Source organism: Vibrio sp. 10N.261.54.E10 (assembly GCF_002877735.2).
Taxonomy (GTDB): domain Bacteria; phylum Pseudomonadota; class Gammaproteobacteria; order Enterobacterales; family Vibrionaceae; genus Vibrio; species Vibrio crassostreae_C.
In genome coordinates, this window is record NZ_MCXE02000004.1 from 76,802 (window position 1) to 93,702 (window position 16,901).

15 protein-coding genes are annotated in these 16,901 nt (G+C 46.3%); 5 read left to right on the plus strand and 10 right to left on the minus strand.

The genetic code is table 11. The features are described from left to right. The first annotated feature begins 251 nt into the window (after positions 1-251). Both BCU07_RS22745 and BCU07_RS22750 read left to right on the plus strand, forming a co-directional pair. Positions 252-464 (plus strand): cold-shock protein, encoded by a 213-nt coding sequence (locus tag BCU07_RS22745; RefSeq protein WP_102258025.1) that lies wholly within the window; start codon positions 252-254, stop codon positions 462-464. A 313-nt stretch (positions 465-777) separates the two neighbouring features. Next, positions 778-987, plus strand: a complete 210-nt coding sequence (locus tag BCU07_RS22750; RefSeq protein ID WP_016800083.1) for a hypothetical protein — start codon at positions 778-780, stop codon at positions 985-987. Positions 988-1,272: 285 nt separating this feature from the next. Here BCU07_RS22750 and BCU07_RS22755 read toward each other — a convergent pair whose 3' ends face one another. Next, complete coding sequence (locus BCU07_RS22755; RefSeq protein ID WP_016800084.1) at positions 1,273-1,530, minus strand: hypothetical protein; 258 nt, start codon at positions 1,528-1,530, stop codon at positions 1,273-1,275. A 175-nt stretch (positions 1,531-1,705) separates the two neighbouring features. On the opposite strand from BCU07_RS22755, the gene BCU07_RS22760 reads away from it, so the two are divergent. Beyond that, positions 1,706-2,341: a recombinase family protein gene (locus BCU07_RS22760; RefSeq protein ID WP_017103703.1), complete on the plus strand. Its 636-nt coding sequence runs from the start codon at positions 1,706-1,708 to the stop codon at positions 2,339-2,341. Positions 2,342-2,476: 135 nt separating this feature from the next. On the opposite strand, the gene BCU07_RS22765 is transcribed toward BCU07_RS22760, so the two are convergent. The 3 genes from BCU07_RS22765 to BCU07_RS22775 all read right to left on the minus strand — a co-directional run bounded on the left by BCU07_RS22765 (position 2,477) and on the right by BCU07_RS22775 (position 5,180). Further along, positions 2,477-3,400 carry an Rpn family recombination-promoting nuclease/putative transposase gene (locus BCU07_RS22765; RefSeq protein ID WP_102428396.1) on the minus strand — a complete coding sequence of 308 codons (924 nt, stop codon included), beginning with the start codon at positions 3,398-3,400 and terminating at the stop codon, positions 2,477-2,479. A 566-nt stretch (positions 3,401-3,966) separates the two neighbouring features. Further along, on the minus strand, positions 3,967-4,584 hold the full coding sequence (locus BCU07_RS22770; protein ID WP_372165043.1) for an EamA family transporter: 618 nt from the start codon (positions 4,582-4,584) through the stop codon (positions 3,967-3,969). After that, the gene (locus BCU07_RS22775; protein ID WP_102428395.1) at positions 4,581-5,180 is read right to left on the minus strand and encodes a class I SAM-dependent methyltransferase; all 600 of its coding nucleotides are present in this window, start codon (positions 5,178-5,180) and stop codon (positions 4,581-4,583) included. Before BCU07_RS22775 ends, BCU07_RS22770 begins: the two co-directional genes overlap by 4 nt. 520 nt (positions 5,181-5,700) lie before the next feature. On the opposite strand from BCU07_RS22775, the gene BCU07_RS22780 reads away from it, so the two are divergent. Beyond that, positions 5,701-6,486, plus strand: coding sequence for a hypothetical protein (locus BCU07_RS22780; protein WP_017101220.1), 786 nt, complete (start codon positions 5,701-5,703; stop codon positions 6,484-6,486). 416 nt (positions 6,487-6,902) lie between these two features. Further along, the gene (locus tag BCU07_RS22785; protein ID WP_102428394.1) at positions 6,903-7,499 is read left to right on the plus strand and encodes a tyrosine-type recombinase/integrase; all 597 of its coding nucleotides are present in this window, start codon (positions 6,903-6,905) and stop codon (positions 7,497-7,499) included. 316 nt (positions 7,500-7,815) lie between these two features. On the opposite strand, the gene cysC is transcribed toward BCU07_RS22785, so the two are convergent. The 6 genes from cysC to BCU07_RS22815 form a co-directional block, all read right to left on the minus strand. After that, a complete protein-coding gene (gene cysC / locus BCU07_RS22790) occupies positions 7,816-8,436 on the minus strand; it encodes an adenylyl-sulfate kinase (protein ID WP_102428393.1) in 621 nt (206 codons plus the stop codon). A 24-nt stretch (positions 8,437-8,460) separates the two neighbouring features. Beyond that, entirely contained in the window at positions 8,461-10,188 is a 1,728-nt protein-coding gene (locus tag BCU07_RS22795) for an SLC13 family permease (RefSeq protein WP_102428392.1), read from the minus strand. A 5-nt stretch (positions 10,189-10,193) separates the two neighbouring features. Beyond that, positions 10,194-11,621, minus strand: a complete 1,428-nt coding sequence (gene cysN, locus BCU07_RS22800) for a sulfate adenylyltransferase subunit CysN (RefSeq protein WP_102428391.1) — start codon at positions 11,619-11,621, stop codon at positions 10,194-10,196. Between the two features lie 10 nt (positions 11,622-11,631). Beyond that, on the minus strand, positions 11,632-12,546 hold the full coding sequence (cysD, locus tag BCU07_RS22805; RefSeq protein ID WP_102428390.1) for a sulfate adenylyltransferase subunit CysD: 915 nt from the start codon (positions 12,544-12,546) through the stop codon (positions 11,632-11,634). Positions 12,547-12,679: 133 nt separating this feature from the next. Further along, positions 12,680-14,374, minus strand: coding sequence for a cyclic peptide export ABC transporter (locus BCU07_RS22810; protein ID WP_102428389.1), 1,695 nt, complete (start codon positions 14,372-14,374; stop codon positions 12,680-12,682). Beyond that, the gene (locus BCU07_RS22815) at positions 14,374-16,803 is read right to left on the minus strand and encodes a penicillin acylase family protein (RefSeq protein ID WP_102428388.1); all 2,430 of its coding nucleotides are present in this window, start codon (positions 16,801-16,803) and stop codon (positions 14,374-14,376) included. Before BCU07_RS22815 ends, BCU07_RS22810 begins: the two co-directional genes overlap by 1 nt. Between the last annotated feature and the right edge of the window lie 98 nt (positions 16,804-16,901).

The window sequence follows — 16,901 nt, forward strand, 5'->3', positions numbered from 1 at the left end:
GGGCAGCAGGAAGATATATGTTAACTTCAAATTAAACCTTTACAAAAACGAGATAATGGATAATAATGTTATCGCTCTGTTGTTCAGAGTTATTAAATGAAACATCAAGTTGTAAAAGTAAAACCCTCAGAATTCCTCGTTATTGTTGTTTTCCTCAGTGTTTCCCTTAGCTTCATAGATACATTAAATAATTCCAGCTCTCAGCGCATCGCATTTTGCGATTAATTTTTATCTTATATAAGGGACACAATATGTCTAACAAAACAAATGGCGTAGTAAAATGGTTTAACGAAGAGAAAGGTTTTGGTTTTCTAACTCAAGACAACGGCGGTGCTGACGTATTCGTTCACTTCCGTGCTATCGCATCTGAAGGTTTCAAGACTCTTAAAGAAGGCCAACAAGTGTCTTTCGAAGTAGAGCAAGGCCAAAAAGGTCTTCAAGCTGCAAACGTTGTAGCTGCATAAGATTTTAAGTAGGCGCGAGCGGAGATACCGCTTGCGTCACTTCCCCCATCTTAGAGTACTTATTTATAACTCCCCACGAAAATATCCAATATTCTCCCAATACTTTTTGTATTTGTCGTTACGTTTCTTATTTACTTCGTTTTTATAAATAAAATTATTAATATATCTCAATAGTAGTATCTCTAAAAGACTGCTAGCTTCGTTATATCTAACGAAAATAAATAAGGATCAACCATGTCTCGAACAACAGGCCGTAAACTTTTTTGGTTTCAACAACAAAAGAAAAAAACGATAAATAATAAATAGGAATAGTATGAAGATCACATTTAATTTATTTAAAGATAATCTCTCTTGGGGTGGGATTATTCACCAACTTAATGGTGATGTTTTAAGGCGCCACGTGTTAGTGAGCGGAAACGTGGATGATATGAATATTAAATTTTCATACTGCGAAACGACTTTAACAGGCAGCATTACTGATCAACATGATTGTGTACTTGGTGATTTTAGTATTTTGGCTTAAATCTAAAGCACAGGCTTGTAATTAAGCTTACTAATAATTGATTACACAGTTGTCCGACTGAACCCTAACTCTTTGTTGATTGTGTGCTTGATATCTTGCTCCGTAGGCTATTGACTACTTTGGTAAAGCGGCTTGTTAGGAAATCGGTCGACATGCATTCCTCGGCTCGTAATCGCCCCCTGATTTCATTGTAATACAGCAAGATGCGCTTCTTCATATTTCAGCGGAGGCGGAAATTGTGGTGTAAATGACTCTATATGCACCTCTATTTATAAACCCTAGCCCTTAAAGTGCTTTATCAAATACTTCGGGCGTAATGTTAATATACCAATCTAAATTTACTTTCTTGCGCCTGATTAGCCCTCGCTCCTCAATAATTTCACAAGATACGCGGAAGTTGTTTGGAGGGACCTCTCTCCTAAGAAGTTGGTTAATAGCATGGTTGACCACCGTAGACTTACCTTCTTTGACTCCCTTCACGAATCCCTTTGCCAAACAACTTAATATCTCTTTTTGGATTTGGCTGAGTCTTTGATTTCTCATTTCATATTTTTATTATTCCTTGTAGCAATGATTAAACTTTAAATTTGAGAAGGAGGGTATGTTGTTTGGGTATACCTTATTGTCACTAGTTGAAAATTGCACCTAACCATTAAATGTCATAATATAAATGACATACCTATTTAGATCATAACCTAAAAGTCACTTAATCAAAATTATGTACATATTTGGATACTTAAGAGCATCAACTATCGAACAAGATGCAGAAAGAGCAAAAAAGACCTTATCAGAATTTGTTGAACAAAAAGGACTTCGTATTGCTGCTTGGTATGTTGAGCAAGAATCTGGCGCTTCGTTGCAAAGACCTAAATTACTGCAATTATTAAGTGATGCTAAAAAAGGGGACTTGATCATGATTGAGCAGATTGATCGACTCTCTCGTCTAAATGAATCTAGTTGGTCTAAATTGAAAGAAATGCTGTACGAGAAGGAATTGAAAGTCATTAGCTTGGATTTACCAACTAGTCACATCGCCATGGCTCCTGAAATATCCGATGAGTTCACGAATTCGATGATTAAAGCGATCAATAACATGATGATGGATATGCTCGCGGCGATTTCTCGTAAAGATTACGAAGATCGACGTCGACGCCAAAAGGAAGGCATAGATAAAGCTAAGACAATGGGCAAGTATCGAGGAAGAAGGCCCGATTTAGAGTTGCACGAACAAATCTACAAACTTCGAGTTCTTAAGGAGATGAGCATCAATGAAACAGCTAAGTTTGTGGGAGTGTCACCACGAACGGTCGTTCGTGTCGTCAAAAGAATGAGAGTTGAGCGTAACGAGAGCTAGGCATGTCTCACATCAAGTTGGGCCGGAATCGAGCAATTTTATAGCAGAAAGCGAAGTGATAGCGCTATTCGTGAGGGTTGTCTTCGTAAAGCAGGAGCCTCGCCCTTAAACTAGCAAGGCTTTATACTTTCTCGGCTAATGAGAAAGTTGTGCTAGTTCGTCTTTATTCAATCCTGTGACATCCATAATGGCTTCCTGATCTAGACCATTAAGCATCATCTTGCGCGCCATCTCCTTGAGGGCTTCTTGGCGTCCTTCTTGGCGTCCTTCTTGACGTCCTTCTTGGCGGCCACGTTGCTCGCCTTGTTGGCGCAATTGTTCTGCAATAGTCATAAGTGTGTCCTCGTGTTTCGGTACTGATGAGGCTAGTGACGTAATTAACGCCTCTAGGTTGTTCGTTTCACCCACTTGGAGTAAGTAGCTCATCAATGACTGTACTTGCTTATCTGTAGTGTAATCGGTTAAGAGCAATGTGACCAGAGGCTCAAAGAAATCCATGATATCCCGATGCCTTGCGTGCTTTTGGACAAGCTCAAGCAATGCGATGCGGCGATGCTGCATTATCTCATCATCGGAGATGACCGTGACATCGACTAATGGAAAATCTTGAGTATAGAGCGCTTTAGCTATAAGAGGGTTAACGAACCCTTTTAACCAATTCATCTCATACGGGTAGGGCGAGACCTTACCATGGTAAAACTGCAACGGGATCACCAGAGGTAAACGCTCATAGCCAGCTTCAATATGTTGCTGCATGGCGGCGATAGCGTAACGCATTAGTCTGAATGCCATGTGTTTATCTGGTCGACTCTGGTGCTCGATTAACGCGTAGACGTAACCTTCCCCCTGAGACGTTGTAAGAGAATAAAGGACATCCGAATAGTAAGGCCGTAAACTTTCTTCAATAAAGCTGCCTGATTCGAGTTTTAGGGTCGTCAAATCACAGATTTCACGCAGCTCAGCAGGCAGGTGAATATCCAATAAGTCCTTAGCGGTTTCTGGATGAGTGAGAAACTGCTTAAAGAGGGCATCATGTGGGGTTGGCGTGGTCTTTTTCATTTTATTATCGTAACACCAAATGAGTTAAATCAGTATCACGATAGGGATTCTGCGCTAGCTTAATTTCTGCTCACGCATCAATTTAGATTATTTAATGTGATTCCCAAGGGAGGTTGACGGGGGAGTGTAAAATGAGAGCAGAGTGCAACAATAGTTAGCCACGCCTAACATTAAGTAGGCTTTCTAACAAAACTCTATTAATCGATTAGGTTTGTAGTAGAAAGCCCCTCTCAATTAGGCCTTTTTCTACAGCGAGATTTATATGCTATAAACGCTGTAACAACAATGGTTAATTGACTAACATGTATCGCTCGGGGATGTTTTAAAATCATCAAATTTTAAGATTAGGTTTTTTGGTGAAGTTTGTGTTTTGGGGAGTCACACTTGGAGTTCTGTAAATAAGTGTACGTTATGAAGCCAAAGTCAAAATACCAAGGGTAGCGATTAAACAAGAGACTATTTTCGTTTTAAGGTTCGTGCGCTCTTTTAAAAAGAAGTAACCAAAAAGAATATCGAGGATGAAGGCTCCTTGGAATAAAACCATGACTAAACTAAAAGCGCTAGTGTTAAGCACTTTTAAGAGAAAATAGTAGAGGCGTCAAAAAAGCGGTTCCAGAAAAACCGATAAAAAGGATAACGCTAGTAGGTAAGTACAACGTAAGTACTTTATCAAAACCAATGGCTAGAGTGAGAAAGATTGGCGCGAGCCACGCGTGTAGATTGTTTGAAAAAAGAAGATTCATGTTGTTACTTGTGCTGATGAGTAGTGAAGCGACAAGTATCAGTATAACGCCAGTCATTTGAAGGAAAGTCAGTGTCTCATTTAAAAAGCTAACCCCGAACAGAGCACTCCAAATGATCTTTGTTTTAGAGATTATCGAGACAGAGCCTAATTCAATTGAAGCACGAGCCCTAAAGGTTGAGTACGCAAACCCAAGCCATGAGAAAACACTGAATATACTTAAAAGCAACAGCTCCCAAAATTCACTTGTATTGTCGAATTTTGTAGGGATTTGTTCGATTTCGAAGATAACAAACAGAGCAGCTAGTAAACTGCATGTGATTTGATAGGCTAGTAAATATTCATTACATAAAGGATTTTTCTTAAGAAAGACTCGTGAAATCCATTTGTCTAATGAACTTAAAGTCATAGCTAGAGCTAATATAGTGTAGGAACTTATCATTGTTTCTCAATGTGAATCGAGGTCTTGCATTTTATGAGTTCAAATAGTTTTCGGTTATTGGGGCGACTCTCTTCTCCTTTAGTAATAGCAACGTGATTATAATCAGTTTCAATTTTAGCTATGACATTTGGAATGACGATTTGAAGCATGAGTAATTCGAAAATAAACTTACTTAAAGGAGTTCCGGGAAATAACTCTTTCTTTTGAAACTCGCCCGGCCAGTGCGCCCACCCCCAATCTTTTATGACGTATATCCCACATGACTTTAGATAAGGGAATGATGTCAAAAAAGTGGCTTTTGTTGGTTCATATAAATGGCTGCAATCATCAATAATCAGGTCTACATTTTTTTGGGGGAAGTGTGATTCTAATATTTGAATGATCTTGTCGGTATGCTCTTGCTTGACTCCACAATAAGGCTCTATTACAGAGAGTGCTGAAGGCCCCTTTCGGTATTGACTTAAGGCTGGATGTTCTCGACGTTTGTCTATGCCTATGATGGATTCAGGGGTGTAAATCTTATCGAGTAAAACGAGACTCGCCCCGTGATATACCCCAAACTCAATAATGTTTTTTGGACTCCCCCAAGAAACCAAATGAAATTCAACTTCGTCATCAATGGAGAAGTGTTCTTCATTATGCCAGCGTATTTTATCTCAAGGGTCATTATAACTATTCATACTTAGTATAGGCCTGATAATTTCCATAGCCTGCAATGCTACTGTATGTAAAGATTTGATATTAATAAATTATTACTTAATTATTAATATAGTTGATATTTTTAGTTTATTCTCCTTAGATCGTTTTACTTTATTTAACGCTTCTTTCGAAAATTCAAAGATAGAGGGAACATAATGGATAAGTCCGAGCTAATATTAAAGACCACTAAGGAATTAAAAGACATAGCTGAATCAGGGGCTAATAAAATTGCATTGGCCATGCAAGAAGCAAAAAAAGCTAATTACATAATTTAATCATTAAGGTCGCCTATATCACCGTAGTGACCGATAATTAATTTAAATAATTAGTGGTGGTAATTATTTCCTATTGTTAGTATCGGGTTTATTCTTTTTAAAACATTTAATGACTTAACGCTCAATAGCGACCGAGGGATTCATGAAAAAGACTAAAAGAAATTTAACTCTCGCTTCTATTGTGATCGTAATTATAATTATGCACAGCCAAAGAAATACGAAACCAAATTTTACTTTCCCGGAGTGCGAAGAAGAAAGAAGCGTTAATTCCAATGTCACCTTTTATATTGATAATCAGATTGGTAACAAGGAAGAGTTAAAAGGCAGATTGCAAGAAGCGGTAAAGATGTCTAATACGATACTGTCTAACTCATGCATCCCTATAACTCGTGTGTTCAAGGATAGCCATTCTGTATCAATATCTCATGACAGTATGTCTATCTCCTCTGTGCATTCAGACCTAAAACAAGCAATCAGTTCTTCGAAGGTAAACTCGTTTTTAGACGCTCCAAAAGAGCAGTACGTTTTGGTTTTAAGTGATAATCATCCATTGGTCATCGAAGAGGAGATTAATGGGATGACAATGGTTAACTTGAACGACAGCTTTGTACTGCTTGCGGAGGACTTCCCGATTACCGTGCTAGAACATGAGCTAGGACATTTAGGGTGGGCAATGCATGAACGGCCTAACTCTGAAAGTGGAGACTTTTGGATCATGGAACAGGTCTTTGCTGCAAATAGAAGTAAAGTAAAACCTTATTCTGGAGCTTTTCATTGTTCTAACTACGGGACAGTCATGAGTTATTCTGAAAAGGTTGTCCCTGCTTATTCAAGCCCTCTGATCAGCAACAACGGTGAACCATGTGGTAATGAAGAGTACGCGGACAATGCCAGAGTTATGCGCGAGTATGCGAAAACTTTGCAGTGAAGTGTCCACCTCTTCATCGTTAGAGCAGAGGTTGTTGACTGCTCCCCTAGTAAATGCACTGTATCAATATATTTTTTGTTCTGTAGTGGCTAAGTGAATTTGACCACTATTAGGGGTTTTGCTGTACCTAAAGTAATCCGTTAAATGCTAATTTAACAATACATATAACACGGAATTGTCCAATTGTCCTACTAGTTTGACCTCAGACACCTAGCACGTTTCCGCCCCTTTCTGTGCATATTGCGGCGTTACCCCATATAAACGTTGATCTGAAAACTGAGCATTCGATAAATAACCGAACAAACATATGTCCACGGCTGTTTCAGTACACCCTGACAGACTGTTTTCGCGGCTGGAACAGTTCTAGTTGATAGCCAAACTTTATGTTGACCATTAGCACCTAAGAGGAGGTCAACATGAGAAAGTTATCTTCAGGAAAATGTAGCGGTATAAAAAGACCATTTAAGCTTGAAGAAATCTGGCGAATCAGGACTAGGCTTGAGCTTGAGAACGACTTGATGCGGCTTGCTCTGCTAAACCTAGCCATTGATAGTAAGTTGAGAGCGAGTGATTTACTAAAACTGCACGTATACGATGTTTCATCACAAGGAGTGATTTACGAAAGGGTTCAATGCATCCAGCAAAAAACGGGCACTGATGTACACTATGAAATCACTCCTCGAACACAGCAAAGCATCAGTCGATGGATTTACTCTGCATCCCTAGAATCAAGCAGTTTTTTGTTTCCAAGCTGTCGTCGCAAAGGTCAACCTATCAGTTACTCATTTTATCGTTCGATTATCAGGTGTTGGGCTATAAAATTGGGGTTGAATACAGATTATTATGGGACTCATTCAATGCGTCGTACCAAAGCTACTTTGATCTATGCTAGAACCAAAAACATCAGGGCGGTACAGATTTTACTTGGGCACTCGAAGCTAGATAATACGATTCGTTACCTTGGCGTTGAATTGGAAGACGCTTTGAGGCTTTCAGAGCAAACTGACTGCTAGAGGCATTGATACAGGCTTTTCGAGAATGTTGAAAAGCCTGTGCCCCTTTACGCGCTAGACCTTTTACTTATTCATATGCTGTGAATATGCGTTTACCCTACTACAAGTTATCCATTATTCTGATGCGGTTCGCTGTGAATTCCCATGATGTATCACGGGGGTCAATTCGACTTGCCAACAACCATTTACCTTCCTGCTCTACTTCTTGATGGGATTGATCCAAACCCTCATTATCGGTTCGAAAGTGGCGAGGCACTGACCATTATTGCGCTGCGCGAGACGCGTGTCAGTAGCCCAACGTCAGTGTCTTATTTTGCTAAAGCAAGATCCGGTTGTGTTTTAAATGGTGTAGACACGCAAGGCACAGCGTTTCGATGGTGTTGTCTGCTGCGTTGAGGTGGATCTCGGGTGCCAGAGGGGGCTGATACTCGGCGTCGATGCCGGTGAACTGTTGAATGTTTCCTGCCCGGGCTTTTTTATACAAACCTTTAGGATCCCGCTCTTCGCACACGTGCAATGGGGTATCGACAAAGATTTCAATAAATTCGCCATCTTCCAACTGTTGACGAACGAATTGACGGTCGTCGCGATAGGGAGAGATGGATGCAGTGAGCACTATCAGACCGGCATCGACCAACAGTTTTGCGACTTCACCAAGGCGGCGAACATTCTCCCAGCGATCGTCGTGGGAAAAACCGAGATCCCCACATAAACCGTGGCGTATGTTGTCACCATCGAGGCAATAGGTGTGTGCGTCCAACTTGGCTAACTGGGCTTCTAAGGCACTGGCGATCGTTGATTTGCCGGCTCCGGACAAACCAGTAAACCACAGCACACAGGGGCGCTGCTTTTTCTGTGTCGCGCGAAATACTTTATCAATACCATGGTTGTGCCAAGTGACATTGTTGCTGAGTGGTGTTTCGATGGAGTCTGTCATGATTAGGGTTCCGTTATCGTTCAATTAAAAAGGAAAGAGTTGGGGAATTAAGGTGAGCACCAGCGCTGAATAGACCAGTGACACGGGCAGGCCTAGCCGTAAATAATCGCGCAGTTGATAGTGACAGACGCGATAGACCAGCAAATTCGTTTGATAGCCGTAGGGAGAAATAAAACTGGCACTGGCCCCAAACAAGACGGCCATAATGAAGGGCATGGGATCCGCCTCATAGCCCAACGCCAGGCTGTAGCTCAGTGGGAACGCCAGGGCCGCAGCCGCATTGTTGGTGATCAGTTCGGTTAACAACATGGTCAGCAGATAGATAGCGATCAAGGCACCGTAAAGGCCCCAGCCATCAAACGAGGCAATAAACATTCCCCCCAGCATGTCGGAGAGACCACTTGAAACCATCAGTTGGGCGAGAGACAACGCAGAGCCGACGGTCACGATGAGATCGGTGGGGAAGCGGTGGCGGAGTTCATTCAGCGTCACAACACCGCACGCCAGTAAGCTCAACAGATAACCAGCTAATCCCTTGATTAAGGGGAGTTGTTCAAGCAGCGCGGCTAGGATCACCGCGCCAAACCCGATGAGTACCGCCAGACTCTTGCGGCGGTCTAATCGGGCGCTGGAGTCGAGATCATTGACCTGCACAAATTCACGATCCAATGGCTTCGACTTATGGTGAAAGGTTTTACCTGGTACCAGCACTAAGGTATCGCCCGCGTGCAGTTCAATATTGCCTAGGCCACCGGCCAAACGTTCATGACCGCGCCGAATAGCGACGACAACAGCATCAAAGTGTTCACGAAATTGGGCTTCTTTTAGCGTCTTGCCCCGTATTTGAGCAGAATGACTGACGATGACTTCTAACAAGGCTTGGCCGTTCAGGTGATGTTGACCAAACAGTTGCAGCCCTTGAATTTCCTGTAGGGTCGCCACGCTCTCGACATCGCCGCAAAACAGCAAAACATCGCCGGCTCTCAGCTCGGTGTCCGGCCATATCGGCGCAATGGTTTGCCCTTCTCGAATCAGCTCAGCCAGGAAGAGCCGGCGCAAGCCTCTTAAGGCATTTTGTGCGACGGTTTTGCCGACTAACTTAGAGTTGGGCTCAACGCGGGCCTCGAGAAAGTAGGGCAACTCCTTTTGCGTCTGCGTGTCGTGGTTGGGCAACCAATGGCTGAGTGGTACCAGAACCATCATACCCCCGATGAGTACGGCTAGACCGATCACAGTGGGAGCGAAAAAGCTTAAGCTGGGCAGTCCGGCATCTTCGACGAAACTGTTGATGATCAAGTTGGTGGAAGAGCCGATCAATGTTAGCGTACCACCCATGATGGCCGCATAGGAAAGTGGTAGGAGCAAACGAGATGGCGCGTGGCGTTGATTACGTTTGACTGCGCCGATGAGTGACACTACGACCGCTGTGTTGTTGGTGAAAGAGGAGAGAAACGCTGCTGAGAAGCCAAGTTTCATGACGACGGACGCTTGTTCTCCTTGAGACACTTGCTGTACGACCCAACTGATCAGGCGAGTTTTCTCCAAGGCGCAAGCCGTCAGGAGTAACAAGATCAAGGTCAACAATGAGGAATTGGTAAAGCTCCCAGAAAGGGTGGCTAGGTCAAGCAATCCTGTTTGGAAGGCGACAAAGGTCGCGCCAGCGAACAGGAAAGCGGGCTTAATACGTGTGAGCATGAGGCAAGCCACTAGCACCAATAGGGTGGCAAGCACCATTTTTTGTTCCCAGTTCATGTCACTTAACCTAGCTGCTGGCTCAGATCTTTCGCATTCCAATGAGGGAAGTGTTTGCGGATCAGGGCGTTTAGTTCAAGTTCAAAGGTGCTTACGTTGCTTGCTACTGGCTGGGGGGCGGCTAAGGCTTGACGGATCATGCCCGCCCCCACGGTGAAATTGGTCAAGGGGTCAATTAGAATCAAGCCTCCAATCGTGGGGCAGTGTTGATAGTGGTCAAACGGTATCGACTCGGTCAGGCTCATCTCACATTGGCCGATCCCATTGAGCGGCAGTGTGTCTGTGGGTGAGGTTTCGAGGGTATTGATGTTGACTTGGTGACGGATCGCCTCAATCGAGCCTAGGGTGGTCTTACCGGCAATTTTGACGTTGTACTGACGACCCGGTACCAGGGGTTGCTCAGCCATCCAGACAATATCTGCCACGAGGCGAGGGCTAGATGAGAGCGGATGGTGCGATGACACAATGACATCACCGCGGCTGATGTCAATTTCATCGCTGAGAGTGACGGTGACGGCTTGGCCTGCAACGGCCTGAGGCAAATCCCCTTCAAAGGTGACAATGCGCGCGATCTGACTGGTTTTCCCTGATGGCAGGGTGCGGACTTGATCGCCGACTTTCATGATCCCCGAGGCTAAGGTCCCTGAAAAGCCCCGAAAATCGAGGTTGGGGCGATTCACGTATTGGATCGGGAAGCAAAACTCGTCGTGTTGGCGTGCGGGTTCGAGGTCAATGTGTTCCAACAACGACAGCAGCGTCGGTCCGTGATACCAGGGGGTGTTTTCACTCACCTCGACCACGTTGTCTCCTGCGCGGGCAGAGAGAGGGATCAAGTGGATGTGACTGTGGGGGTTGAGTTTGTCGGCAAAGCGCACGTAGTCCTCGCGGATAGACTCAAAGCAGCGTTGGTCGTAGTCAACCAGATCCATTTTGTTTACGGCGACAATGACATGCTCAATACCGAGCAAATTGGCGATATAAGAATGACGGCGCGTCTGGTCTAACAGGCCTTTTCGGGCGTCAATTAGGATCACCGCGACGTCACAATTAGAGGCGCCAGTGGCCATGTTGCGGGTATATTGTTCATGACCGGGAGTATCCGCGATAATGAATTTTCGGGTCTGAGTGGAGAAATAGCGGTAAGCGACGTCAATAGTAATGCCTTGCTCTCGCTCCGCTTGAAGACCGTCTACCAAGAGCGCGAGATCGGGTTCATTGCCCAAGGTACCGAGCTTGTGGCTATCGGCCTGAAGGGCGGCCAACTGGTCGGTATAGATTTGGCGGGAGTCGTGCAGCAGGCGACCGATCAAGGTACTTTTGCCATCGTCGACGGAGCCGCAGGTCAGAAACCGAAGTAGGGTTTTGTGTTGATGCTGCTCTAAGTAGGTGTCGATACCTAGATCAGCGATGTGTTGTTCAATGATGCCGTTCATTCTGTTCTCCTTAGAAGTAACCTTGACGTTTTTTCAATTCCATTGAGCCAGACTTATCGTGGTCAATGGCCCGTCCCTGACGTTCACTCGATGTCGCAACCAGCATTTCCGCGATGATCTCGGGTAACGTCGTGGCGTCAGACTCCATGGCGCCGGTGAGTGGGTAGCACCCCAAGGTGCGAAAGCGGACCGGTTTGTGTTCGACACGCTCGCCTGGATGGAGCGTCATGCGGTCATCATCGACCATGAGCAACATGCCCTCGCGTTCGACGACGGGCCGGACTTGAGAACGATACAAAGGGACAATGTCAATGTTTTCCAAATAGATGTAATGCCAGATGTCTAACTCAGTCCAGTTGGATAGTGGGAAGACTCGAATGCTTTCTCCTCTATTGATTTGGCCGTTATAGGTGTTCCACAGTTCCGGGCGTTGATTTTTCGGATCCCAGGTGTGGTTTTTGTCTCGGAAGGAATAGATGCGTTCTTTTGCACGTGAGGCCTCTTCATCACGACGAGCCCCGCCGAAGGCGGCATCAAAGCGGTAGTGATCGAGTGCTTGCTTGAGCGCTTGCGTTTTCATGATATCGGTGTGTGTTGACGCGCCGTGTTGGAAAGGGTTGATCCCCATTGCGACGCCTTCTGGGTTCTGGTACACGCGAAGGTCGAGCTGGTATTTGTTGGCTATCCGTTCGCGAAACGCGATCATGTCGCGAAACTTCCATCCTGTGTCGACATGCAGCAATGGGAAGGGGATCCGGCCTGGGTAGAAGGCTTTGCGGGCCAAGTGCAATAGCACTGACGAGTCCTTGCCTATGGAGTACATCATTACCGGGTTATCGAACTCCGCGACCACTTCACGGAGGATATGAATACTTTCCGCTTCGAGCTGTTTGAGGCTGTTTAAATTGTTTGGGTATAGGTGCATAGTCATCACTTACTGTTTAGCGGTATAAAAATCATCAAAAACGGCGTGCCGATCTGGCAGACAGAACCTTGTCTCGCGCATTGATCGGCACGCGGCCAAAGGGTTGGAGCCCCTTGTTGAAACGGGGCTTGACTCAGCCAGGGAGTCTGACCAGCTCGCACTCGGTCGCTGGTCCTTTTTCTATCTTCTGTACGGTGCCGTTTTCCATAAACACCAAGTTATCGGCCACGTCAAAATAGCGGTCATCATGAGAGATCACGATGATGATTTTGTTTTGCTTTCGGAGCATGGGCAGTATTTTCCGATAGAAGATCTCTTTAAAACGGGGATCCTGATCGGCCGCCCATTCGTCGAACACGATGATGGGGCGGTCTTCCAGCAAGGTCACCAGCAAGGCGACGCGGCGCCGTTGGCCTGCCGATAGCGAAAGGGTTGAAAATTCGCCCTGGGTCAAACTGACCTTCTCATCCAGTTCGAGCAGGCGCAGGTAATGTTGGATAGTGGCGTCTTGATCCGCCTCTATTGGAAAATAGAGGTTGGAAAACAGGTAGAAATCGGCATAGATGACGGAGATCTGCTCACGTACTGACGGCAGATTGTCACTGCTTATGACTTGATTTCCCAATAAGATTTGCCCTTGGTCCGGGTTAAAGTGGGTTGATAAACACTTACAAAGCGTGGTTTTACCCGAGCCATTCCCGCCGACAATAAAACTCACTTCGCCTCGGGAAAAACACAGATTGATATCGCGAATACCAAATTTGTCGTTGCCCGGATAACGAAAAGCCACGTCTCGCACTTGGAGCTGGTGCCAATTGGGGTCGAGGTGACCGGTGCCCGTTTCTTCCGGCGTCGCCAGTTCGGCATAGAATGCTTCGATTTTCTGGAGGGACACTTTACCTTGCTTGATGCTGCCTGTGGTGGACAAAATGGTGCGGATCGGGCCAGACAGATACAGGAGGGCGGCGACGATACTGAACAGTTCTTTAAGACTTAACAAATTGGTGTAACTGAGATGAAACACCACCAGACCGATGATCAGAAACGACAGCATTTGTCCATAACTGCCGCCGAGAATGATGGTGACCAGACCTTTGAGACCGTTTGCTAGCGCAACTTTTTCTGGTTCGGCCAGTGCGGCACGATAATAATTGTCGCAGCGTTGCTTGTTTAGCCGCAATTCCTTCGCACCATAAATGAGGCCTTTAACGCCTTCCTGAATGGTGTCATACGCTTCTCTTTCGCGACGCATAAAGTGGGAAGCGACCAGCATGGGGATCTGATAGCTGACAATCGCGATGGCGAGGGCGGTCAGGACGAAGAAGAAGATATCGGGGTGGAGGTAGAGCAAAAACAGCATGACGCCAACAATAATAATGGCGTTGATCCAAATCAGCGGCAGATTGACCGAGGCATCGGCAATGACCTTAATGTCGTGACTGAGTAAGTTGATGATGCGGGAAGGCCCTACCCTGTCGAGTTCCATTTGGCGCATGGACTTGATTTGCTGGTACAGGCTCAACCGGTACTGATACGTGGCCTTGAATCCTATGTAGGTGGACAAGGACTGAGAGATGGTGCGGATCAGGATAATGAAGCCGCATAACAACAGGTAATACACCGCCAGTTCTTGGGTGGGGGAATGAAAGTAGGAGTAGTTGGTCACCTCCAGACTGACATCGGCGCCGAAGTCGGCACTGAGGGCGTACATAATGAAGGGGATCAAGAGCGCGTACGCTAAGCCAGTGAACACCGAAGTCATTAGGGAGACAAAAAATAACCAGGGTGACACTTGGTAAAACAGATCGCTAAGTCGGTGCAAACGCATCACAGATTTCCTCCGTCTGAGCGTTGATGGTGTAACGCCTTGGACTCTAACATTGGGATGTAATCCCCATTCTGATGTTTGGTGATCATATCGTCGTAGTGCGGACTGAAGGCGTTACCGGATTGGCCAGTGGTGTTGATAAAGGCATCCTGGGTGTCGTCACCAAAATCAATCACTTGACGGTAACTGGTGCCATAAAAGGGCATAAACCAAGCGTCAGTACGGAAGCTGGACGGGGAGACATTGAGGGTTTGTTCACCGCCGCTTGCAGCGATACTGCGATGGAAAAACGTGCTCAGCATACCGTTAAAATAGCTGATCCCAGTCGCGGACCTTTCGGGCTTACTGAACGGGAAGTGCGGGTACTGGGCTTGATGAACGGCGCCCCAGCGCCAGTTGTCGGGATCGTTACCATAGCGGGCAGAGAGCGCGTTGATGGCGTGGTCAAACGCGCTATTGACGAGCGCGTTACAAGATTGGGTGGGTTCGATCATGACAAAGTCACACCACTGAGAGGTGGTGTTGTTTAAGGTGTTGCTGACGAACGCCAAGTCCAGTTTCTGAGTTAAGACGTTCAAATATTGCCGTTCATTCGCTGGGATTGGGGCACGGGTTAAATCATCGGCCACCATCAGTCGGTTCATTTGATACAACCAGGCGGTGTAAATGGTCGCGGCGACACTCTCTCGCGCCATTTCGCCGTTCCAATTGGCGAGCCGAGCAAGGAGATCGGGGGAGGCTTGGCCTGGCGTTAATTGGTTGAGTAGCAGTGCTACATTGTTGACGGCGCCTGGGCTAGAGACATCGTTTTGCCATTGTTTCATGTCGTTGATGTCTACGCCATCGGGCGATTGCAGGGCACGCATGAGTTTGGTCTCAATGGTCTGAGCACGAAAATCATCGGACCAGTCTCCGGTAATGAAATAGGGGTACTCTGGGTCGATAAACTGGTTATTGGCCGTGATAATGTAACCCTGCTCCGGGTTCAATTGTTGAGGGAGGGCATCAAACTCAATCCAGTCTGGCCATTGTGTCTCGGCGCGCCAACCTTGTTTGGGTAGCATGCCGTCGTAGGGCTTACGCTTGGGGATCATGCCCGGCACCAGGTAGCCGATATTGCCGTCACGATCGGCATACAGAAAATTTTGAACTGGGGCAACATAGTCACGCAGGGCTTGTTTGAACTCGGGCCAGTTTTTGGCGTAGTTGAGTCGATTAAAGCTTGCAAAGGTGCCGCCGTTTTGCACGTCGGCGGTCCATTTGAGGCTAAAAGAGACGCCTTTTAGACGCGGATCCAAATCGCTGAGTATGACGCCGTTGCGTGTCCGCCTCACTTGTAAGGTGATCGGATCTTCTTGGGGCTTTAACGGCTCGGTTTTGACGTCGATTTTTTCTTCTGACAAGGTCATGTCGTACCAAGCGCTGTCGTAGAAATACTGGTTTCGATTATTGGGGTTGATGCGCTCAAAATAAATGTCTTGTGTATCGGCCATCATATTGGTGATGCCCCAAGCAATGTTTGGATTACGCCCGATCACGACAAACGGGAGACCGGGGAAGGTCGCGCCGGAGACTTCGAGGTTGCCGCCCTTCATTCGCGCCAGATACCAAATGGACGGAATCGAATTCGGCAAATGCAGGTCGTTCGCTAAGAGCGGTTGACCGGACGCGGTGTATTGGCCAGAAATAACCCAGCCATTGCTGCCGGTGGCCTCGCGGTTAAAGAAGTAAGGCCCCAATCGGCTGCTGTCCATGGCCGCCGTCAAATTGCTCACGCCGTCTAAGACCAGAGGCTTCATGACTTCATTGGTTTTGTCCAATCCAAAGTTTTTCAGCAAGGCAGAGCGGGTGATTTCAGACTCCATATTGGACGCAAGATCCCAGGTCATCAATTGCATCAATAACATGGAATCGATGGGTTGCCAGGGTTGGGGAGTCAGGTCAAAAATAGTGAACTCGATCGGCAAGGTGGTCAGTTGTGCCGTCGCGTAATTGATGCCTTGAGTATACGCGTCAAGGAGTTGCTTTTGATCATTAGGCAGTTGTTGCCACATGCGTTGGGCGTTTTGTTTTAGGCCGAGCGTTCGCATTAGCTGGTCGGATTTCAAGGTTGATTTGCCCATCACGGCGCTCAGTGTTCCGGCGGCGCGGCGACGATTGACCTCCATTTGCCACAGGCGATCTTGCGCGTGCATGGCCCCTAACCCAAAGTAGACGGCCAGCTCGGTGTTCGCCTGGATGTCAGGGATCGAATACCCATCTCTGTGCACCGTGATGGTCTGTTGGCCATACTGCAATTGGCTGGTGTGGTTGGCTTGAGGCAGATCCCAGCGAAACGTGACATAGAGGAAGGCTGCCACGAGAATGGCGGGAACCAAGAGTATCAACACAAAATACACAGAGGTAGAGGGCTTATCCAACCTTTTCATTGATGAATCCTTAATAAATCCTTGATGCGGTGATGTTTTCCCTGTCCGAAAAACACCCAGATAAACACGAGTGAAGGCGCGACGGTTGAGGCGCCTTA

Bases quoted from the DNA above. Each gene is read 5' to 3' on its own strand.
- cysD (WP_102428390.1), bottom strand. From the start codon at position 12,546: ATGCACCTATACCCAAACAATTTAAACAGCCTCAAACAGCTCGAAGCG.
- BCU07_RS22765 (WP_102428396.1), bottom strand. From the start codon at position 3,400: ATGAAAAAGACCACGCCAACCCCACATGATGCCCTCTTTAAGCAGTTT.
- BCU07_RS22750 (WP_016800083.1), top strand. From the start codon at position 778: ATGAAGATCACATTTAATTTATTTAAAGATAATCTCTCTTGGGGTGGG.
- BCU07_RS22815 (WP_102428388.1), bottom strand. From the start codon at position 16,803: ATGAAAAGGTTGGATAAGCCCTCTACCTCTGTGTATTTTGTGTTGATA.
- BCU07_RS22780 (WP_017101220.1), top strand. From the start codon at position 5,701: ATGAAAAAGACTAAAAGAAATTTAACTCTCGCTTCTATTGTGATCGTA.
- BCU07_RS22785 (WP_102428394.1), top strand. From the start codon at position 6,903: ATGAGAAAGTTATCTTCAGGAAAATGTAGCGGTATAAAAAGACCATTT.
- BCU07_RS22760 (WP_017103703.1), top strand. From the start codon at position 1,706: ATGTACATATTTGGATACTTAAGAGCATCAACTATCGAACAAGATGCA.
- BCU07_RS22755 (WP_016800084.1), bottom strand. From the start codon at position 1,530: ATGAGAAATCAAAGACTCAGCCAAATCCAAAAAGAGATATTAAGTTGT.
- BCU07_RS22745 (WP_102258025.1), top strand. From the start codon at position 252: ATGTCTAACAAAACAAATGGCGTAGTAAAATGGTTTAACGAAGAGAAA.
- cysN (WP_102428391.1), bottom strand. From the start codon at position 11,621: ATGAACGGCATCATTGAACAACACATCGCTGATCTAGGTATCGACACC.
- BCU07_RS22795 (WP_102428392.1), bottom strand. From the start codon at position 10,188: ATGAACTGGGAACAAAAAATGGTGCTTGCCACCCTATTGGTGCTAGTG.
- cysC (WP_102428393.1), bottom strand. From the start codon at position 8,436: ATGACAGACTCCATCGAAACACCACTCAGCAACAATGTCACTTGGCAC.
- BCU07_RS22770 (WP_372165043.1), bottom strand. From the start codon at position 4,584: ATGATAAGTTCCTACACTATATTAGCTCTAGCTATGACTTTAAGTTCA.
- BCU07_RS22810 (WP_102428389.1), bottom strand. From the start codon at position 14,374: ATGCGTTTGCACCGACTTAGCGATCTGTTTTACCAAGTGTCACCCTGG.